Source organism: Methylobacterium brachiatum, from assembly GCF_900113845.1.
Lineage (GTDB): Bacteria > Pseudomonadota > Alphaproteobacteria > Rhizobiales > Beijerinckiaceae > Methylobacterium > Methylobacterium brachiatum.
The window spans coordinates 32252-48391 of the sequence record NZ_FOQW01000009.1 but is presented as its reverse complement, the minus strand read 5'-3'; the positions used below and the strand labels follow the sequence as shown (position 1 = coordinate 48391).

Here is a 16140-nt window from a genome sequence, read left to right as displayed (position 1 = left end):
TCCCGGGCTGCGCCAGCGCGCCTCGAAGGATGGCTCCAGGCAGCGCGGGGCCGGCTGGCGGGTACCTTCGCGGGCGCCGCTGCGCGCCGCCGCCTCAGGATGAGGTCGCGGGTGCGCGGTCTGAGAGCGACGGGTGATCAATACTCCCAGAAGATGCGCTGCAGCTCCTTGGTGTCCTGGGTCTTGGTCAGCGCCACGGCGGCCAGGATCTTGGCCTTGGCCGGATTGAGGTCGTGGGCGACGACCCAGTCGTATTTGTCGTCGGGTTGCTCGGCGTTGCGCAGGACCAGGCCGTCCGGCACCCGCGAGGAGCGGATCACGATCGTGCCCTTGGAGCGGATGTCCTTGAGCTTGTCCACGAGATAGCCGGCCACCGAGCCGTTGCCCGTACCGGCGTTGACGATCGCCTTGGCGCCGGCCTGGACCTCGGCATCGTAGATGCCGGGGATCATGTTGCCGGAACCGTAGACGATGCCGACCAGCGGCAGGCTGTCGATCTGGTCGATGTCGAACTCGGAGCTGGTGTTGTGCCGCTTGGAGAGCGACCGGAAGAAGTAGGTCTTGCCCTCAATCACCATGCCGAGCGGGCCCCACTGGCTGTAGAAGGCGCTCGGGACGACGTTGGTCCGCTTGTTCACGTCGCGGCCCGACTGGATCGTGTCGTTCATCGTCACGGTCACGCCCTTGCCGATCGCCTCCTTGCTGGCCGCCACCGTCACGGCGTCGAGCAGGTTGAGGGCGCCGTCGGCCGAGATCGCCGTGCCCGGCCGCATCGACCCGACCACCACGATCGGCTTGTCGCTCTTGACCACGAGGTCGAGGAAGAACGACGTCTCCTCCAGGGTGTCGGTGCCGTGGGTGATGACCACGCCGTCCACGTCGTCCTGCTTGAGCAGGGCGGAGACGCGCTTGGCGAGCTGGACCAGCTGGGCGTCGGTGAAGCTCTCGGACGCGATCTGGAAGACCTGCTCGCCGCGCACATTGGCGATGGTGCTGACCTGCGGCACCGCCGCGATCAGCTTGTCCACCGGCACCTTGGCGGCCGTGTAGGTCGCGCTGTTGGCCGCGTCGGCGCCCGCGCCCGCGATCGTACCGCCGGTGGCCAGGATCACCACGTTGGGCTTCTTCACCGCCGCCGCAGTGCTGGCATCCGTCATCTCGCGGGCGCGGAGCGGGGTCGCCCCGAGCGTGCCGGCGAGCACCAGCGCCAGGGTCGCTCCGCGCAGGGCTCGGCCCGCGCCGCTTCGGCATGAGATCATCGGGGATCCTTGTGGTCTGACGGTGGATCGCGAGTCGGGCTCGCCGGCCGGGATCGTAGACCCCGCCCGGTGCGAGGCAAGTTTCGTGCAGCCGATCCTCTGGCGGATGGATCCAATTCGTAAGCTTGGGCGTTGTTATGCGACGTCGTTCGTTCGGAGGTAGACCCCCATGCTGCATCTCGCCGGCCTGCTCGACGAACTCGAGCGGAGCGAGCCCGCACGGGCCGCGATGGCGATCCTCGAATCGGCCCTGGCCCGTCGGTCCGTCGAAGAGCAGACCGCGTTCTGGCGCGCGGTCGATCTGTACTACGTCTCCCGCAAGGCCCCGCCCGAGCCCACGCCCGGCATGATCGGCGCCGCGCCTCAGCTGGCGGCCGCGGTTTAACGGGTCGGGACATTCGTTTCGGTTTCGGGCGTCCGGTGGAGATTTAGGCGGCGGCCTGACAGGCTCGTCCCAATCGTAAGCTTTGCTTGAGGCGTGCTGGGCGCATCTCAGGATGCCGACGCGGTCTCATTACTTGCAGGCCTTGCGTCGGCTTTCTCGCGAGCGCGCAGTCGGACGGTCTTCAGGGTGTCGCGTACGACTTCGCCTCGCTGCGGTTCCGGCCCGCCGCACGATCGAACGCGCGGTTGAGGTAGCGTCGCATCGGCCGCTCGATCAGGAACAGGCTGGCGATGCCCAGGGCGATGGCCGGCAGGACGAGGGCCTTGGCGATGCGACCGCCCATCGCATCGTGCAGAACATAGAACGGCTGCTGCCACAGGTAGATCGAGTACGACCAGGCGCCGAACAGGACGAGCGGCGTCGATGTCAGGCCCCGGCGCAGGACGTCCGCGGCGCTGGGGATCGTCGCCACCGCGGCGGCGAGCGATGCGGTGCCGAGGCTGTACTTGATCGGGTCCGGTACGGCGTCGATGTTCAGCATCAGGCCGAGGAGGAGCAGCACCGCGGGCTGCCAGGACGGCGTCGCGCGCGTGGGATCGCTGCGGCCGAACTTCAGGTAGGCCGCCGCCCCGAGCAAGATCGAGGCCGCCCGCACGTCGCTGCGCCAGTACACCTCCGTGTAGCTGCCGCCGAGCGCGGTGGAGATGAGGCCGTTCAGGCAGGCCAGGGCGGCCAGAGCAGCCAGCACCGGGGGCAGGGCGAAGCCGAACCGGCGCCAGAGCAGGGCGATCAGCCCGAGCAGGATGTAGCTGTGCTCCTCGACGCAGAGCGACCAGACATGGTCGACATTGGGCGCCTCGGCGAACCACAGGTGGTAGTAGTTGTAGGTCAGCGTCAGCGCGGCGAGGTAGCCGTAGAGGTGCCGTTCCCGACCGGTGGCAAGGGCGAGGACGGTCATCGCCAGCACGAAGCCGATTAGGGCCGGGTAGATCCGGGATGCGCGGCGGACGACGAACCGCGTCAACGGCACGGCGCGCACGAACAGGATCTCCGCCATCAGGCGCCCGCTCAGGACGAAGAACAGCTCCACGCCGAAACGGCCGAGATTGATCCCGCGGCTGGTGGCGAAATGGCCGACGAGCACGAGCAGGATCGCGCAGCCCCGCCAGCCATCGAGCACGGGAAGGTGATGCGGGAGCATGGGACGCCTGCCGGTTCGACTTCAGCGACGGTCCAGGCAGGCCCGCTCACCACACGGGGCCGAGATGGTCTTAAGGGGTAGGCCGCGCCGGCCGACCGGCCCGGCGCCTCGAAAGACGTAGCGGGTCCGGCGCCTCCCGAGCGCCGGACCCGCGGGCCGGAGGTGCCGGCGTGGCTCGGGCCCGATCAAAACACCGAGATCAGCACGATGCCCGCGGCCATCAGCAGGCCGCCGATCAGCCGGCCGATGCCGGCGCGGACGCGCTTCATCCCGAGCCAGCCGAAATGGTCTATGGCGATGGAGGTGAACAGGTTCGCGGTGATCAACAGGCCGTTGAAGGCGCCGGCCCCGACCTTGTCGACGAAGAGCAGGCCGGCGAACACCGCAACCGCGCCGGCGATGCCGCCCAGCGCGCCCCACCACGGCACCCGCGCCACATCCGCCCGGGTCGGCAGCGGCGTCGGGCGGAGCAGGAACACGAACAGGAACACCAGGGCCACGGGCACGAACGACACGGTGGCGGCGAGCCAGGGGTTCACCAGGGCGCCGCGCAGCTGCGCGTTGAGCACCACGCCGACCGCCTGGAGCGAGCCCGCGACCAGGATGAACGGGTAGAGCAGCTTGGCCATCAGGCCGCCCTCGCGCGATTCCGCCGTCTTGTCGTCCGATTTCGGGCCGGTGGCGCGGGCGATGAACACGATGCCCACCACCATCAGCAGGCCGCCGAGCCAGGGCATCGGCTTGAAGCCGCCGGCCTGGAGGCCGAACAGGCCGAGGCTGTCCAGCGCCAGCGAGGTCAGGATGTTGGCCGTGATGGTCAGGCCGTTGAACGGGCCGGCCCCGACCTTGTCCACGAAGGCGAGCCCGCCGAACACCGCCACCGCGCCGGCCACCCCGCCGAGCGGCGCGTACCAGGGCATCGAGCCCAGGGTCTGCAGCGTCGGCAGCGGCGTCGGCATGGTGAAGAACAGGATCGTGAACACGATCACGATCGGCAGGAACGAGTAGGTCGCCGCCAGCCACGGATTGACCAGCGCGTCGCGCAGGCGCGCGTTCATGGAATTGCCGAGCGCCTGGAGCGCACCGGCGACCAGGATGAAGGGATAGAGCAGGGCGGCGTTCAAGGGTCCGGTCTCCGGTCGTGGGAGGGCGAGGCGGTTGGGAAAAGCGTCGTCCTGGGAACCGGAGATCGGGCTCTCAGACGAGGAGCAGGGCGCCCAGCGCGAGCACGAGGGCGGGCGGCATCACCAGCAGGCCGAGCTTGAGGAACTGCCAGGCCGACACGTCCTCGCCCTCGCGGCGGATTGCGGTGAGCCACAGGATCGTGGCCAGTGACCCGGTCACCGAGAGGTTCGGACCGAGATCGACGCCGATCAGGATCGCGCCCGCGACCTTGTGCGAGACCTCGGCCGCCTGGACGGCGGCCCCGGCCAGCAGCCCGGCCGGCAGGTTGTTCACGAGGTTCGACCCGAAGGCGACGATGGCCCCGCCCGCCCAGGCGGTGGCGGCGGGGTCGGCCTGGGCGTAGCCTTTTAGGGTATCGGCCAGCAGGGTGAGGATTCCGGTCTTCTCCAGGGCCTCGACCAGCACGAACAGGCCGGCCACCAGCGGCAGCACCGCCCAGGACACGTCCTTCACCACCTCGACCAGGCCGCCGCGGTTGAGCACCACCACCAGCAGGGTCGTGGCGAGGCCGGCCACGAAGGTGGGCAGGCCGAGCTCGATTCCGGCGGCCGAGGCCCCGATCAGCGCGCCCGCGGTGGCGATGATGCCGAGCCCCGCGACCTTGCCGCCCAGCCCCAGGCGCACGGTCTCGACCTCGGTCTTGATGGTCTGGCCCTTGAGCCTTGCGTTCTGGGTCAGCCGCAGCACCGCGTAGGTCGCGACGATCGCCAGGACCGAGGGCAGCGCGAAGGTTGCGAGCCACTGGCCGAGGGGCGGCATGTCGGTGGCGAACACCACGAGGTTGGCCGGGTTCGAGATCGGCAGCACGAAGCTCGCCGCGTTGGCGATGAAGGCGCAGATGAACAGGTAGGGCAGGGGCTCGGCGTCGGCGGCCTTGGCGGCGGCGTAGACCGCGGGCGTCAGCACCACCGCGCAGGCATCGTTGGACAGGAACACCGTCACCACGGTGCCGACGATGTAGATCAGCAGGAACAGCCGGGTCGGCGAACCCTTGGCGGCGCGCACGGCGAGGCCGGCCAGCCAATCGAACAGGCCTTCCTTCCGGGCAATCTCGGCAAGCAGCATCATGCCGACCAGGAACAGGTAGACGTCGGTGCCCTTGGAGATGCCGTCGAGGGCGACCTGCCAGGGCAGCAGGCCGAGCACGACCAGCAGGGCGGCGCCGAGCACCGCCCAGATCGCCTCCGGCCAGGAGAACGGGCGCACGATCACGCCCAGGGTGGCGAGCGCGGCGATGCCCCAGGTCGCCAGGTTCGGTGTCAGGGTCAGTCCAGCAAACACGTCGAAACATCTCCCCCCGGAGTCGTGGTGAGGATCACCACTGGGTCACAATCACCACTTGCGGCCGTTGCGGTTAGGCCCGAGCTGGTCGCCGCGCACGCCCTTGCCGACCCAGGATGGGATCCGGCCCGCGTCGCTCCCCGGTTTATGCGGCATCGGTGGTGGTGCCACGCTGTCCGAGGCGGCGATCACCGGCTCGATCACGTCGGTATCGACGAAATCGGGGCCGTGGCCGGGCCAGCGTCCATCGACCGCCTCGACCTGGATGCTGCGCCCGGCCCCGTCCCAGGCCAGGGCCGCTTCGTAGCAGCGCGTATCCGGGCGACGCTCCATCAGCAGCCAGGGTCCGGTATCGACCCGGCAATGGACGTAATCCGGCGGGGCATCGGACAGCACGAGTGCCCGGACCGTGATCCGCCCTTCGGCGTCGAGCTCCATGCCGCTGCTCGCGGGCGACGTCGGAACGGTGGCGACCCGCCGGTCGGCCGGGCTGGTGATCAGCACGAACGGCGCGGTCCGGTCCAGGGCGCGGAAGCGCCAGCTCGTCACCGGCCCGTCGATGGCCGCGACCGCGTAGCCGACCGAGCCGTCCTCGTTCTGCCCCACCGAGCGGGCGGCGGCGTAGAGGGTCCGGCCGTCCGGGGCGAGCTCGTTGTAATGGGTGTGGCCCATCTCCACGAGGCGCACCCGCGTCGCCCAGAACAGGCCGCCGATGTCGAGGCGTTCGTCCGGCTCGCGCAGGTCGTCGGGATAGGCGTGCATGAACACCGCGCACGGCATGTTCTGCGCGCCGGCCTCGGCGAGCTGGTCGCTCAGCCACTGCGTCTGCGGGCGGCCGAGCCGGAAATCCAGCCCGATGCCTTTCCGGCCGAAACCCGGGCTGACCATGTCAACGAACAGGCAGCGCACGCCCCGGATATCCGTGCTGGCGCAGTAACACGGGATCGGTTCGACCGGCCAGGTTTCCGGGCAGCCGGAGGGCGGCTGCTCCAGGTTCCAGACCACCGGCTCCGGCAGGCGGTCGCCCAGGCTCGCCGCGAAGGCCTGGAAATCGTCCATCCGGCCGTGCTGGCGGTCGTGGTCGCCGGGGATCAGGCGCACCGGCAGGTCGGGATGCCGGTCCAGCGCGGCCTTCAGGATCCGGTATTCCGAGGCGTAGCCGTTCTCGGCCAGGTCGCCGGGCAGGTACACGAAGTCGAACAGGTCGCGCGGGGCGATCGCGGCGATCTGGTCGAAGATCGCGTTGAGGTCGCGGGCATTCCGGGCCGCTTCGTCCTGCAGATGCAGGTCGCCGACATGCAGGAAGACGAGCGGCTCGCGCCGCGGCGCGGGGCGGGGATCGGGGGCGGACATGGGGCGCTCCTGCCGGCCGGTCAGGCGCGCGCCGGCACGGCCGGGGGCAGGCCGGCACCGCTATCGGGCGTGCCGGTGGCGGCTTCCCCGCCCCGGGTCTCGGGCATCAGCGTCAGGTAGAGGACGAAGCCGAGCCCGGCGATCGCCGCCAGCGCCAGGAACGCCGCGGAATACCCGGCCGACACGATGATCAGCCCGGCCAGCGTCGCGCTCACAGAGGCGCCGACACCCTGGGCGGTGGCCACCGCGCCCTGGGCGGCGTTGAACCGTCCCGCGCCCCGGGTCAGGTCGGCCACGACGATCGGGAACAGGGCGCCGTAGATCCCGGCCCCGACCCCGTCGAGAAGCTGCACGCCGACCAGCCAGAACGGGTTGTCCGAGAGGGTGTAGAGGACGCCGCGGAGCGCCAGAACCCCGAAGGCGGCGAGGAAGATCGGCTTGCGCCCGATGATGTCGGCCTTGGCGCCGACGAAGATCGCCACCGGCACCATCACGCATTGCGCCGCGACGATGCACACGGCGATCAGCGAGGTCGCGTGGTCCTTGCCTGAGAGGTGGGTGAGCAGCTGGCCGACCGAGGTCAGCATCGCGGCATTGGACAGGTGGAAGATCGCGCAGAGCACGGCGAACAGCATCAGCGGCTTGTTCTGCAGCAAGGTCGCCAGGCCCGACGGCTTCTCGTCCGCCTTCGCCTCCGCCTCGGTCATGCCGCGGGCGAGGTCGTCGTCGATCGCGTCGGCCGGGACCATCAGCATGGCGCCGATCGAGAGCGCGGCCAGCACGCCCATCAGCCAGAACACTACGATCGGCCCGAAGAAATAGGCGAGCCCCCCGGCGATGGCCGCGGACGCCGCGTTGCCGGCGTGGTTGAAGCCCTCGTTGCGGCCGATCCGCTTGGCGAACATTTTCGGGCCGACCACGCCGAGCGTGATCGCGGCCAGCGCCGGCGGGAAGATCGTGCCGGCCACGCCGGCGATCGATTGGGTGGCGGTGACGAGGTAGAAATTCGAGATGAACGGCAGAATCAGGCAGCTCGCCGTCACCGCGACGGCGCCGCCGATCACCACGGCGCGCTTGTGGTTGGTGGCGTCGATGAGGGCGCCGGCCGGCGTCTGGGCCACGAGCCCGAGGATACCCGCGATGGTCATGACCAGGCCGGTGGTGGCCTCGTTCCAGCCCTGGTCCGGCCCGCGCACCGCGATCAGGTAGATCGCCAGATAGGGCCCGAGCCCGTCGCGCACGTCGGCCAGGAAGAAGTTGAGGGCGTCGAGGCCGCGCAGGGCCTTGGCGGAGGGAGTCCGGACGGTCGCGCCGCGCGCCGCCGCTCCGGTATCGGTCCTGTCCATCCTGCCCTGGCCCCCGCACGCATGCCGCCGCGGACGACCCGATCCGGGCCGGCACGCGACGAGCTTGACGCCCGCTTAATCCATCAGTTCCCTGGAATCGTTCAAGATTGCGCGTTTCGGCGTGATTCTCAGGCCGTTGAGGGGTTTACCCCCTCCCAAGCTCGTCCGGTGCGTCGGGATTTGCGACATCCACCGTCGTTTCTGCGGACAGATCCGTCCCCGGGGTCGCCAGCCCGTAGCGCTCGATCTTCGCGTAGAGGAGCTGTCTTTGGATACCGAGGCGGCGGGCGGCCCGGGCGCGGTTGCCGTCCGCCTCGCGCAGCGCGAGGGCGATCATGGTCCGCTCCAGCCGCGCGACGGCGCCCGGCAGGTCGCCGTCGAGCCAATCCGCCGGCAGGCCGGCCTCCTCAATCCGCGAGGCCGGCCGCTCGACCGGCAGGTCGATGGCATCGGGGGCGATCACCCCGCAGCGGACCAGCACGGCCGCGCGCGCGACGACGTTGCGCAATTCGCGGACGTTCCCGGGCCAGCCATAGGCGAGCAGCCGCGCGGCCGCGCCGGCGCTGAGACGCTTGCCCGAGGGCGCGAGGAAATGCTCGGCCAGGGGCACGATGTCGGCCAGTCGCTCGCGCAGGGGCGGCAGCAGCAGCGGCACGACGTTGAGGCGGTAATACAGGTCGGCGCGGAACAGGCCCGCCTCCACCAGGGCGGGCAGGTCGCGGTGGGTCGCGGCGACCAGGCGAACATCGACCCGGGCGGAGCGGCCGCCCAGCGGCGTGACCATCCGGTCCTGGATCACCCGCAGGATCTTGGCCTGCATCGGCGGGGGCATGTCGCCGATCTCGTCGAGGAACAGCGTGCCGCCCTCGGCCTGGTGGAAGGCGCCGGCCCGGTCGCCGACCGCGCCCGTGAAGGCGCCGCGGACATGGCCGAACAGCTCGCTCTCCAGGAGGTCGGGCGGGATCGCCGCGCAGTTGATCGGCACGAACGGCCGGCCCCGGCGGGCGGAATAGGCGTGGAGCGCCCGGGCCACCTCCTCCTTGCCGGTGCCGGTCTCGCCCTGGATCAGCACTGTGGAGTCGGTATCGGCGACGAGCCCGATCGTCTTCAGGACCCGGCGCATGCCGGCGCTCGACCCGATCAGCCCGCCCTCCGGGGCCGGATCCCCCGGGTCCGGGCGCGCGCTCGACAGCATGGAGTCGAGGATCGCCGCGAGGTCGGCACGGCCGACCGGCTTGGTGAGATGGTCATGCGCGCCGAGCCGCATCGCCTCGATCGTGTTGGCCGGGCTCGCGAAGGCGGTGAGCACGGTCACGGGCGGCCGGCCCGGCAGCGCGCAGATCCGCGCCAGAGTGGCCATGCCGTCGAACTCGCCGGGCATCCGCAGGTCGAGGAGCACCGCGGCGACCGGGGTCTCGCGCAGGCGCGCCAGGGCCTCCGCCCCGGAGGCGGCCGGCAGCGGGTGATGGCCGAGATCGGCGACGGTCTCGGCCAAACCCTCGCGCAGGGCGGAATCGTCGTCGACGATCAGGATGGTCGCCATGGCAGGTCCAGCACGAAGGTGGTCTCGGGCTCACCGTCGATGAGCCTGACCGCGCCGCGATGCGCCAGAGCGATCTCGCGCACGATTGCGAGACCCAGCCCGGTCCCGTCCGGCCGGCCGGTCACGAACGGCTCGAACAGGCCGGTGCGGATCGCCGGGTCGATGCCGGAGCCGGTGTCGGACACCCGCAGGTGCAGGCGCACCGCGCCATCGACGGTCACCCGCTCGGCGGCGAGGCGGACCCGACCGGCCGGGGGCGTGTGCTGAAGGGCGTTGAGCAGCAGATTGTCGAGGGCGCGGGCGATCTGGGGCCCGTCGATCTGCGGCCGGTCCCCCCGGGGCAAGGATTCCGCCGCGATCGCGATCCGGACGGCGCGGGCGCTCGCCAGATCCTCGTGCAGCCGGGCGCAATCGGCGAGCAGCGCGGCGATGTCGGTGGGGGCGCGGTTCAGCGTCCGGGCCTGGGTGAGATTGAGCAGGTCGCGCAGCAGGTGGTCGACCCGGGCGATCTGGCCGAGCACGCTCTCCAGCGCCACCGTGGCGCGGGCCGGATCGCCGCTGACCAGGGCGTTCTCGGCCTTCAGCCGCATGGCCGCGATCGGGTTGCGGATCTCGTGGGCGATGCTGGCGGCGAGGCGGCCGACCGCGGCCAGGCGCTCGGCGGCGACCACCCGGGCGCGGGCCTCCCGCAGGCGCCCGCCCGCGGCGTTGAGGGTGTCGACCAGGCGGTCGAGTTCGCGCTCGCCGGTCGGGTCGAGATGCGGCAGGTCCTCGCCGTCCGGCCGCGGCGCTGCCAGGGCGGCCTCCAGCCGGGCGATCCGGCCCGAGAACCCGTACAGGAACCACCCGAGGAAGGCCGCCGAGCCCAGCACCGTCACGGCCAGGAATCCGAGGCCCGCCAGGAAGCGGGTATAGGCCGGGCCGTCGTTGACATGGGCGCGGCCCATGGTCCAGGCGGTGAGCCCGGCTTCAGGCCCGTGCAGGGGGCAGCCCTGGATCAGCAGCACCTGCGTGCGGCTCGGTCGGCGGAGCGACACCGCGTGGTCGACCCGCAGCGCCTGGGCGTTCACCCCCGCGATGCTGTCGCGCTCGGCCTCGGGCAGGTCGGTCTTCGGCCCGGTACCCTCGTAGGTCGGATAGGCGTAGGCGACCGGCCCGTCCGCGGCGCTCCAGACCCCGCCCTCGATGCCCGGATAGAGATCGAGCGCGGCCGCGACGGTGGGGCCGAGCCGGGCCCGGGCGATGCCGCCCTCGCTGCGACGCGCCAGGGCGGCGTAGCGATCGATGATCTCCCGGCAGGCGCGATTGACCGCGACCTCGGCCTGCGCAACCTGGACGGCGGTGGATTGGCTATAGAAACCGAACATGAGGTAGGCCGTGGCCGCCGCCGAGGCCAGCAGCAGGAACCACAGGGCGAGCAGCCGGGCGCGCAGGCTATAGGCCGTCACGGCGCAGGGTCCTCCGGGGCGCCGGCCGCCCCCGGCCAAGCGGATATCCGGGTGGGCACGCTGTGGAAACGGTGGCAGAGAGGTGCGCGATTGAAATCGGCCGCTGGACCTCGCGGCGTTTGCGCGCTTCTGTCGAAGCGTTCTGCCAATCGGCTGCCGGAGACGGATGGTGTCACAATCCCTCGTCGATCGGGCCGCGCTCGACGAACTTGAAGGTGTCATCGGCACCGAGAAGCTCGCCCGCCTGCTCGACCGTTTCACCGCGAGCCTCGCCACGGCCTTCGACGGCGCCGAGCGGGGCGAGGCGGATTACGCCCGCGAGGCGCACACCCTCGTGTCGATGTCGGGCATGCTGGGCTGCGCCGAATTGAGCCGGGCGTGCCGGGATTTCGAGCAATCCGCGAAGGGCGGCGGCGGCGATTTCACGGCCGCGCTCGTGGACCTTCGCAAGCTGCGCGACGCCACCGTGGCGGCCCTGCGCGATCTGCGCGACGACAAGCGGGCGGCCGAGTAGGATCTCACCCGGCCGTGACGGCGGCGAGCGGCGCCTCGAAGGTCAGCACCGCTCCGGTCGGCGGATAGCTCAGCTGCGCGGTGCCGCCGAAGCTGTGGGCGAGGCTCCGGGCGATCAGGCGCGTCCCGAATCCGGTCCGGGTCGGCGGGCTGACCGGCGGGCCGCCGACCTCCTCCCAGCGGAATCGCAGGGTCGCGCCCTCGCCGGCGCCGGTGACGGCCCAGGCGATGACCACCTGCCCGGTGGGCACCGAGAGCGCGCCGTACTTGGCGGCGTTGGTGCCGAGTTCGTGCAGCATCAGCGCCAGGACCATGCCGTGGCGCGGGCCGAGCGTGACGTCGGCCCCCTCCACCCGGAACCGCCCGGCGACGCCGTCGCCGTGGAGCGAGACCGCCCCCTCAACCAGCCCGACCAGGGAGGCCGCCGCGAAGGAGCCTTGAAGCAGCACGTCGTGGGCCTGGGCCAGCGCCAGCAGCCGGGCGGCCAGCGCCTCGCCGGCGGCTTCGAGCGAGCCGGCGTTGCGCAGGGTCTGCGCCGCAACCGCCTGGACCATGGCCAGGGTGTTCTTCATCCGGTGGGACAGTTCCTGCATCAGCAGGGTCTGGCGCGCCTCGGTGAGCTTCAGCTCGGTGATGTCGCGCGAGGCCGCCAGGATGCGGTCCGGGCGACCGGGCCGGCCGCCGACCGGGCTCACCGCGATATCCCACCAGGTCACGGTCCGGCCGGATTCGAGCTTGGCCTGGAAGCGGCTCGCGCCGCCGAGCCGCGCCTTGGCGAGCGACGCCGCGACCGCCTCCCGGTCCTCGTCGCGGATCCAGAGGTCGATCCAGGGGCGGCCGATCAGGTCCGCGAGGTTCCGGCCGCAGAGCCCGGCCGGACCGTTCTCGCCCGCAGTGATCAGGATGCCGTCGCAATCCAGGATCTCGAGGACATCGGCCGCGACCTGCAGCATCCCTGGAGCGGTCAGCGCGCCCGCCCAGGAGGGCGCGGACCAGGTCTCGACGCGCCCGGATTCCGGGTGATGGAGCGGTGGCGGCGCCGGGGCAGGAAACGGCTCACGCCCGAGGCGCCCGGATTCGACGCGGCTCGCGGCCTCGATGATGCGGCCGAGCCGCCGGCTGCGCTGCCGTTCAGCATCCGCCTGTTTGGTCGCCTGCATCAGCAGGTCGCGCAGGCGCAGGTTCTCGGCTTCCAGCGCGGCGAGGCGTCGGTCCGTCCCGTCCGCCCGCGGCAACACGAGGCCCGCATCCATCGCTCGCCCCCGTCTCGGCTACCATCCCCCGCGGCGCAGGCGCCGCAAAAGACCCTCCGACGGCGCGGCGCGGCGACGCGATGTCGAAGCTCGGGCGCGCCGGCGGATCGAACCGCTTCTGGTGACGCGCTCCGCTCGCGACCGCACGAAACGAAGGGTAGGCGAGGCTAGCACGATATCTGGGATAATCAAATGAGCCGTGTATTCGCCGCCGCCGGGCAACCAGAAGATCAAGTTCGGGCGGCGACGAAGTCCGTCATTTGTTCCGCATCAGCAGGACCAGCCAGCCGATCCCGAGGATGAAGATCACCAGGCCGATCGAGACGAAGACCGGCGTGCCGAGGTCGATCAGCCGCGGCGCCAGCTGGGTGGCGAAGGCCGCCACCACCAGGGCCACCGCGACCCGGGCGGCGGCCCGCTCGATGCCGCGGGTCACCTTGTCGAGACCCTTCACCTCGATCTCGACGGTGACGCGGCCCTGCTTGAGGCGCACCAGCATCAGGTGGATCAGGGTCGGCAGCTCGGAGGCGGCGCCGTAGAGGCCGACGCCCAACGCCTCGGCCTTCTGCTTGAGGGCCCCCAGCGAGAACTGCGTCTGCATGCTCGCCTTGACCGTGGGGCCGGCCGCCGCGAACAGGTCGAAATCCGGATCGAGGTGCCGCATCACGCCGTCGGCGGTGACCAGGCCCTTGAACAGGATCGCCAGGTCGGTCGGCATGGCGAGGTCGTTCTCGCGGGCCATGTTCATGAAGTCAGTGAGCACGAGCCCGAGGTTGAGCGGGATCGAGGAGTGGCTCTCCACGAAGGACTGGGCCGAGACCTGGAGCCGGGTCAGGTCCGGGTTGCTGGTGCCGGTCCAGTCGAGCAGCACGGCCATCAGGCCGTCCGCGTCCTGCTTGAGCATGGCGCCGATCAGCACCAACAGCTGCGAGCGCCGCCGCTGCGACAGCCGCCCGATGATGCCGAAATCGATGAAGCCGATCTTGTTGCCCGGCAGCGCCAGCATGTTGCCCGGGTGCGGATCGGCGTGGAACACGCCCTCGATCAGCGCCATCTGCAGGAAGGCGTCGGTGCCCTTCTGGGCGAGCAGCTTCTTGTCGAGCCCGGCCGCGCGGAGCGCCGCCTCGTCGTTGGGCGGGATGCCGTGGATGAAGTCCTGCACCAGGACGCGCTCTGAGCAATACTCCCAGTGGATCTTCGGGAAGACGATGTCGTCGCGGTCCTCGAAGATCTGCGCCAGGAGCTCGCAGTTGCGCGCCTCGTTGAGCAGGTCGAGCTCGCCGTTCAGGCCCTCGGCGAGGTGCCGCATCTGCTCGCGCGGCTGGTAGCGGGCCATGTCCGGCCACTCGTTCTCGACGATCCGGGCGCCGTGCGCCATCAGGCGCAGATCCGCCTCGATGATCTTGCGCAGGTTCGGCCGCAGGACCTTGACGATCACGTCCTCGCCCGAGTGCAGGCGCGCCCGGTAGACCTGGGCGATCGACGCGGAGGCGATCGGGTTGGTGTCGAACTCGGCGAACACCGCGTTGGGCGGCCCGCCGATATCCAGCTCGAGCTGCGGGCCGATCTGCTCCCACGGCACCGGCACGACCTGGCTGTGGAGTTTCTGTAGCTCCTCGGTCCAGGCCGGCGACAGCAGGTCCGGCCGGCTCGCCAGAACCTGGCCGAACTTGATGAAGGTCGGGCCCAGGGCCTCGATCGCCCGGCGCAGGCGCTCGGGCTCGGACAGGCGGGTGACGTCGACCCGGGGCCGGCGGCGCGGCAGCAACGGCAGGTAGCGCAGCCCGAGGCGGTCCACGACGCGGGTGACGCCGAAGCCGATCAGGATCGTCGCGATCTCCGACAGCCTCTGACGGTCGCGGGCGGCAACGAAGGCTGTCTTCAGCATGAAAGGGGCGATCCGTTCGGACACGATTGGGCGTCCGGACAGCACGAGCATAAGGACTTTTTTGCGGTCGCGAAGCCCCGGATGCGTCCCACGGCGACATTAGAGCCGCCGGGGCCGTCAGCGTACGGGCGTTACGGTCGCGGCGCCGTCGGCAGGGGCAGGGCGACCGCCGGGCGACGCGCGTCGCCGAAGCGGGCATTGACCACCAGCAGCGTCACCACCACGGCCGATAGGGCGAGCGTGGCCAGGAAGTACAGGCCGGCCTCGAAGCTGCCGGTGGCCTCGCGGATCCAGCCGACCATCGAGGGGGCGACGAAGCCGCCGAGATTGCCGATGCAGTTGATCAGCGCGATCCCGCCCGCCGCCGCGCTGCCGCTCAGGAACACCGAGGGCAGCGCCCAGAACGGCGCCTTGGCGCCGTAGAGCCCGGCGGCGGCGAGCGCCATGAAGGCCACTGCCCAGAGCGAGCCGGTGGCGAGGACGGCCAGCGCCAGCCCGGTCGCCGTAAGGCCGAGGGCGGTCGCCAGGGTGATCCGGCGGTCGTCGTAGCGGTCGGAGATCCAGCCGACGGTGAGGCCACCGACGACGCCGAAGAGATAGGGCACGGCGGTCATCAGGCCGGTCTGCATGTCCGACAGGCCGGTGCTCTTCAGGATCTGCGGCAGGAAGAACGCCAGCCCGAGATTGGCGCCGGTGTTGGCGAAGTAGATGAACGACAGCGCGATCAGCCGCGGATCCGAGAGTGCCGTCCGCAGGCTGGTCCCGTGGGTGCCGGCGACGCTGCTCTGCTCGGAATCGATCAGGGTCTGCAGGGCGGTGCGGTTGGCCGGGGCGAGCCACATCGCGTCCTTGGGCCGGTCCGGGATCAGGGCCAGGAAGACGAAGCCGAACAGGGTGGTCGGGATGCCCTCCAGCAGGAACAGCCATTGCCAGCCCTTGAGGCCCAGGGCCCCGTCGAGCTGCATGATCGTGGTCGAGAGCGGCGCGCCGATCGCCAGCGAGACCGGGATGCCCACCGCGAAGGCGCCGAAGATCCGGGCGCGATACGCTTTCGGGAACCAGTAGGTCAGGTAGAGGATCACGCCGGGATAGAACCCGGCCTCGGCCGCACCCAGCAGGAAGCGCAGGATCAGGAAGCTGGTCGAGCCCTGCACGAACATCATCGCGGCCGAGAGCAGGCCCCAGGTGATCATGATCCGGGCGATCCAGCGCCGTGCGCCGACCTTCTCGAGGATCAGGTTGCTCGGCACCTCGAAGAGGAAATAGCCGATGAAGAAGATCCCGGCGCCGAGCCCGAACACCGCCGGCCCGATGCCGAGATCGGCGTTCATCCGCAGGGCCGCGAAGCCGACATTGATCCGGTCGATATAGGCCATGACGTAGCCCACGAAGAGCAGCGGCATCACGCGGAAGAACACCTGCCGGACGATCCGGGCCTGTTCGCTGGCGACCATGGTGTCCTCGCTGTTTGTGTTGTTTTCGACG

The 16140-nt window shown here is 70.7% G+C and carries 13 protein-coding genes; 2 read left to right on the top strand and 11 right to left on the bottom strand.

Annotated features, from left to right (window positions below; all coding sequences use genetic code 11):
* Positions 1-137: 137 nt before the first annotated feature.
* Positions 138-1259, bottom strand: a complete 1122-nt coding sequence (locus tag BMZ47_RS13035) for a type II asparaginase (RefSeq protein ID WP_091862773.1) — start codon at positions 1257-1259, stop codon at positions 138-140.
* A 169-nt stretch (positions 1260-1428) separates the two neighbouring features.
* Here BMZ47_RS13035 and BMZ47_RS13030 point away from each other — a divergent pair, with 169 nt between their 5' ends.
* Positions 1429-1644: a hypothetical protein gene (locus BMZ47_RS13030; RefSeq protein ID WP_091862770.1), complete on the top strand. Its 216-nt coding sequence runs from the start codon at positions 1429-1431 to the stop codon at positions 1642-1644.
* A gap of 181 nt (positions 1645-1825) precedes the next feature.
* Here BMZ47_RS13030 and BMZ47_RS13025 read toward each other — a convergent pair whose 3' ends face one another.
* The 7 genes from BMZ47_RS13025 to BMZ47_RS12995 form a co-directional block, all read right to left on the bottom strand.
* Complete coding sequence (locus BMZ47_RS13025) at positions 1826-2845, bottom strand: acyltransferase family protein (protein ID WP_091862767.1); 1020 nt, start codon at positions 2843-2845, stop codon at positions 1826-1828.
* Positions 2846-3030: 185 nt separating this feature from the next.
* Positions 3031-3969: a DMT family transporter gene (locus tag BMZ47_RS13020; RefSeq protein WP_091862764.1), complete on the bottom strand. Its 939-nt coding sequence runs from the start codon at positions 3967-3969 to the stop codon at positions 3031-3033.
* 73 nt (positions 3970-4042) lie between these two features.
* On the bottom strand, positions 4043-5311 hold the full coding sequence (locus tag BMZ47_RS13015) for an arsenic transporter (RefSeq protein ID WP_208601049.1): 1269 nt from the start codon (positions 5309-5311) through the stop codon (positions 4043-4045).
* Between the two features lie 51 nt (positions 5312-5362).
* Positions 5363-6664: a metallophosphoesterase family protein gene (locus BMZ47_RS13010; RefSeq protein WP_091862761.1), complete on the bottom strand. Its 1302-nt coding sequence runs from the start codon at positions 6662-6664 to the stop codon at positions 5363-5365.
* Between the two features lie 20 nt (positions 6665-6684).
* Entirely contained in the window at positions 6685-8010 is a 1326-nt protein-coding gene (locus tag BMZ47_RS13005; RefSeq protein ID WP_091862758.1) for an MFS transporter, read from the bottom strand.
* A gap of 145 nt (positions 8011-8155) precedes the next feature.
* Positions 8156-9553, bottom strand: coding sequence for a sigma-54-dependent transcriptional regulator (locus BMZ47_RS13000; RefSeq protein WP_091862755.1), 1398 nt, complete (start codon positions 9551-9553; stop codon positions 8156-8158).
* Positions 9538-11001: a sensor histidine kinase gene (locus tag BMZ47_RS12995; RefSeq protein ID WP_091862752.1), complete on the bottom strand. Its 1464-nt coding sequence runs from the start codon at positions 10999-11001 to the stop codon at positions 9538-9540. Before BMZ47_RS12995 ends, BMZ47_RS13000 begins: the two co-directional genes overlap by 16 nt.
* Positions 11002-11167: 166 nt before the next feature.
* Here BMZ47_RS12995 and BMZ47_RS12990 point away from each other — a divergent pair, with 166 nt between their 5' ends.
* Positions 11168-11515, top strand: coding sequence for an Hpt domain-containing protein (locus BMZ47_RS12990; RefSeq protein WP_208601048.1), 348 nt, complete (start codon positions 11168-11170; stop codon positions 11513-11515).
* A gap of 4 nt (positions 11516-11519) precedes the next feature.
* Here the strand turns inward: BMZ47_RS12990 and BMZ47_RS12985 are convergent, their stop codons facing one another.
* The 3 genes from BMZ47_RS12985 to BMZ47_RS12975 all read right to left on the bottom strand — a co-directional run bounded on the left by BMZ47_RS12985 (position 11520) and on the right by BMZ47_RS12975 (position 16109).
* Positions 11520-12767, bottom strand: coding sequence for a sensor histidine kinase (locus BMZ47_RS12985; protein WP_091862749.1), 1248 nt, complete (start codon positions 12765-12767; stop codon positions 11520-11522).
* 256 nt (positions 12768-13023) lie between these two features.
* The gene (locus BMZ47_RS12980) at positions 13024-14655 is read right to left on the bottom strand and encodes an ABC1 kinase family protein (RefSeq protein ID WP_039902527.1); all 1632 of its coding nucleotides are present in this window, start codon (positions 14653-14655) and stop codon (positions 13024-13026) included.
* 131 nt (positions 14656-14786) lie between these two features.
* Positions 14787-16109, bottom strand: a complete 1323-nt coding sequence (locus tag BMZ47_RS12975) for an MFS transporter (protein WP_091863121.1) — start codon at positions 16107-16109, stop codon at positions 14787-14789.
* Positions 16110-16140 lie beyond the last annotated feature (31 nt).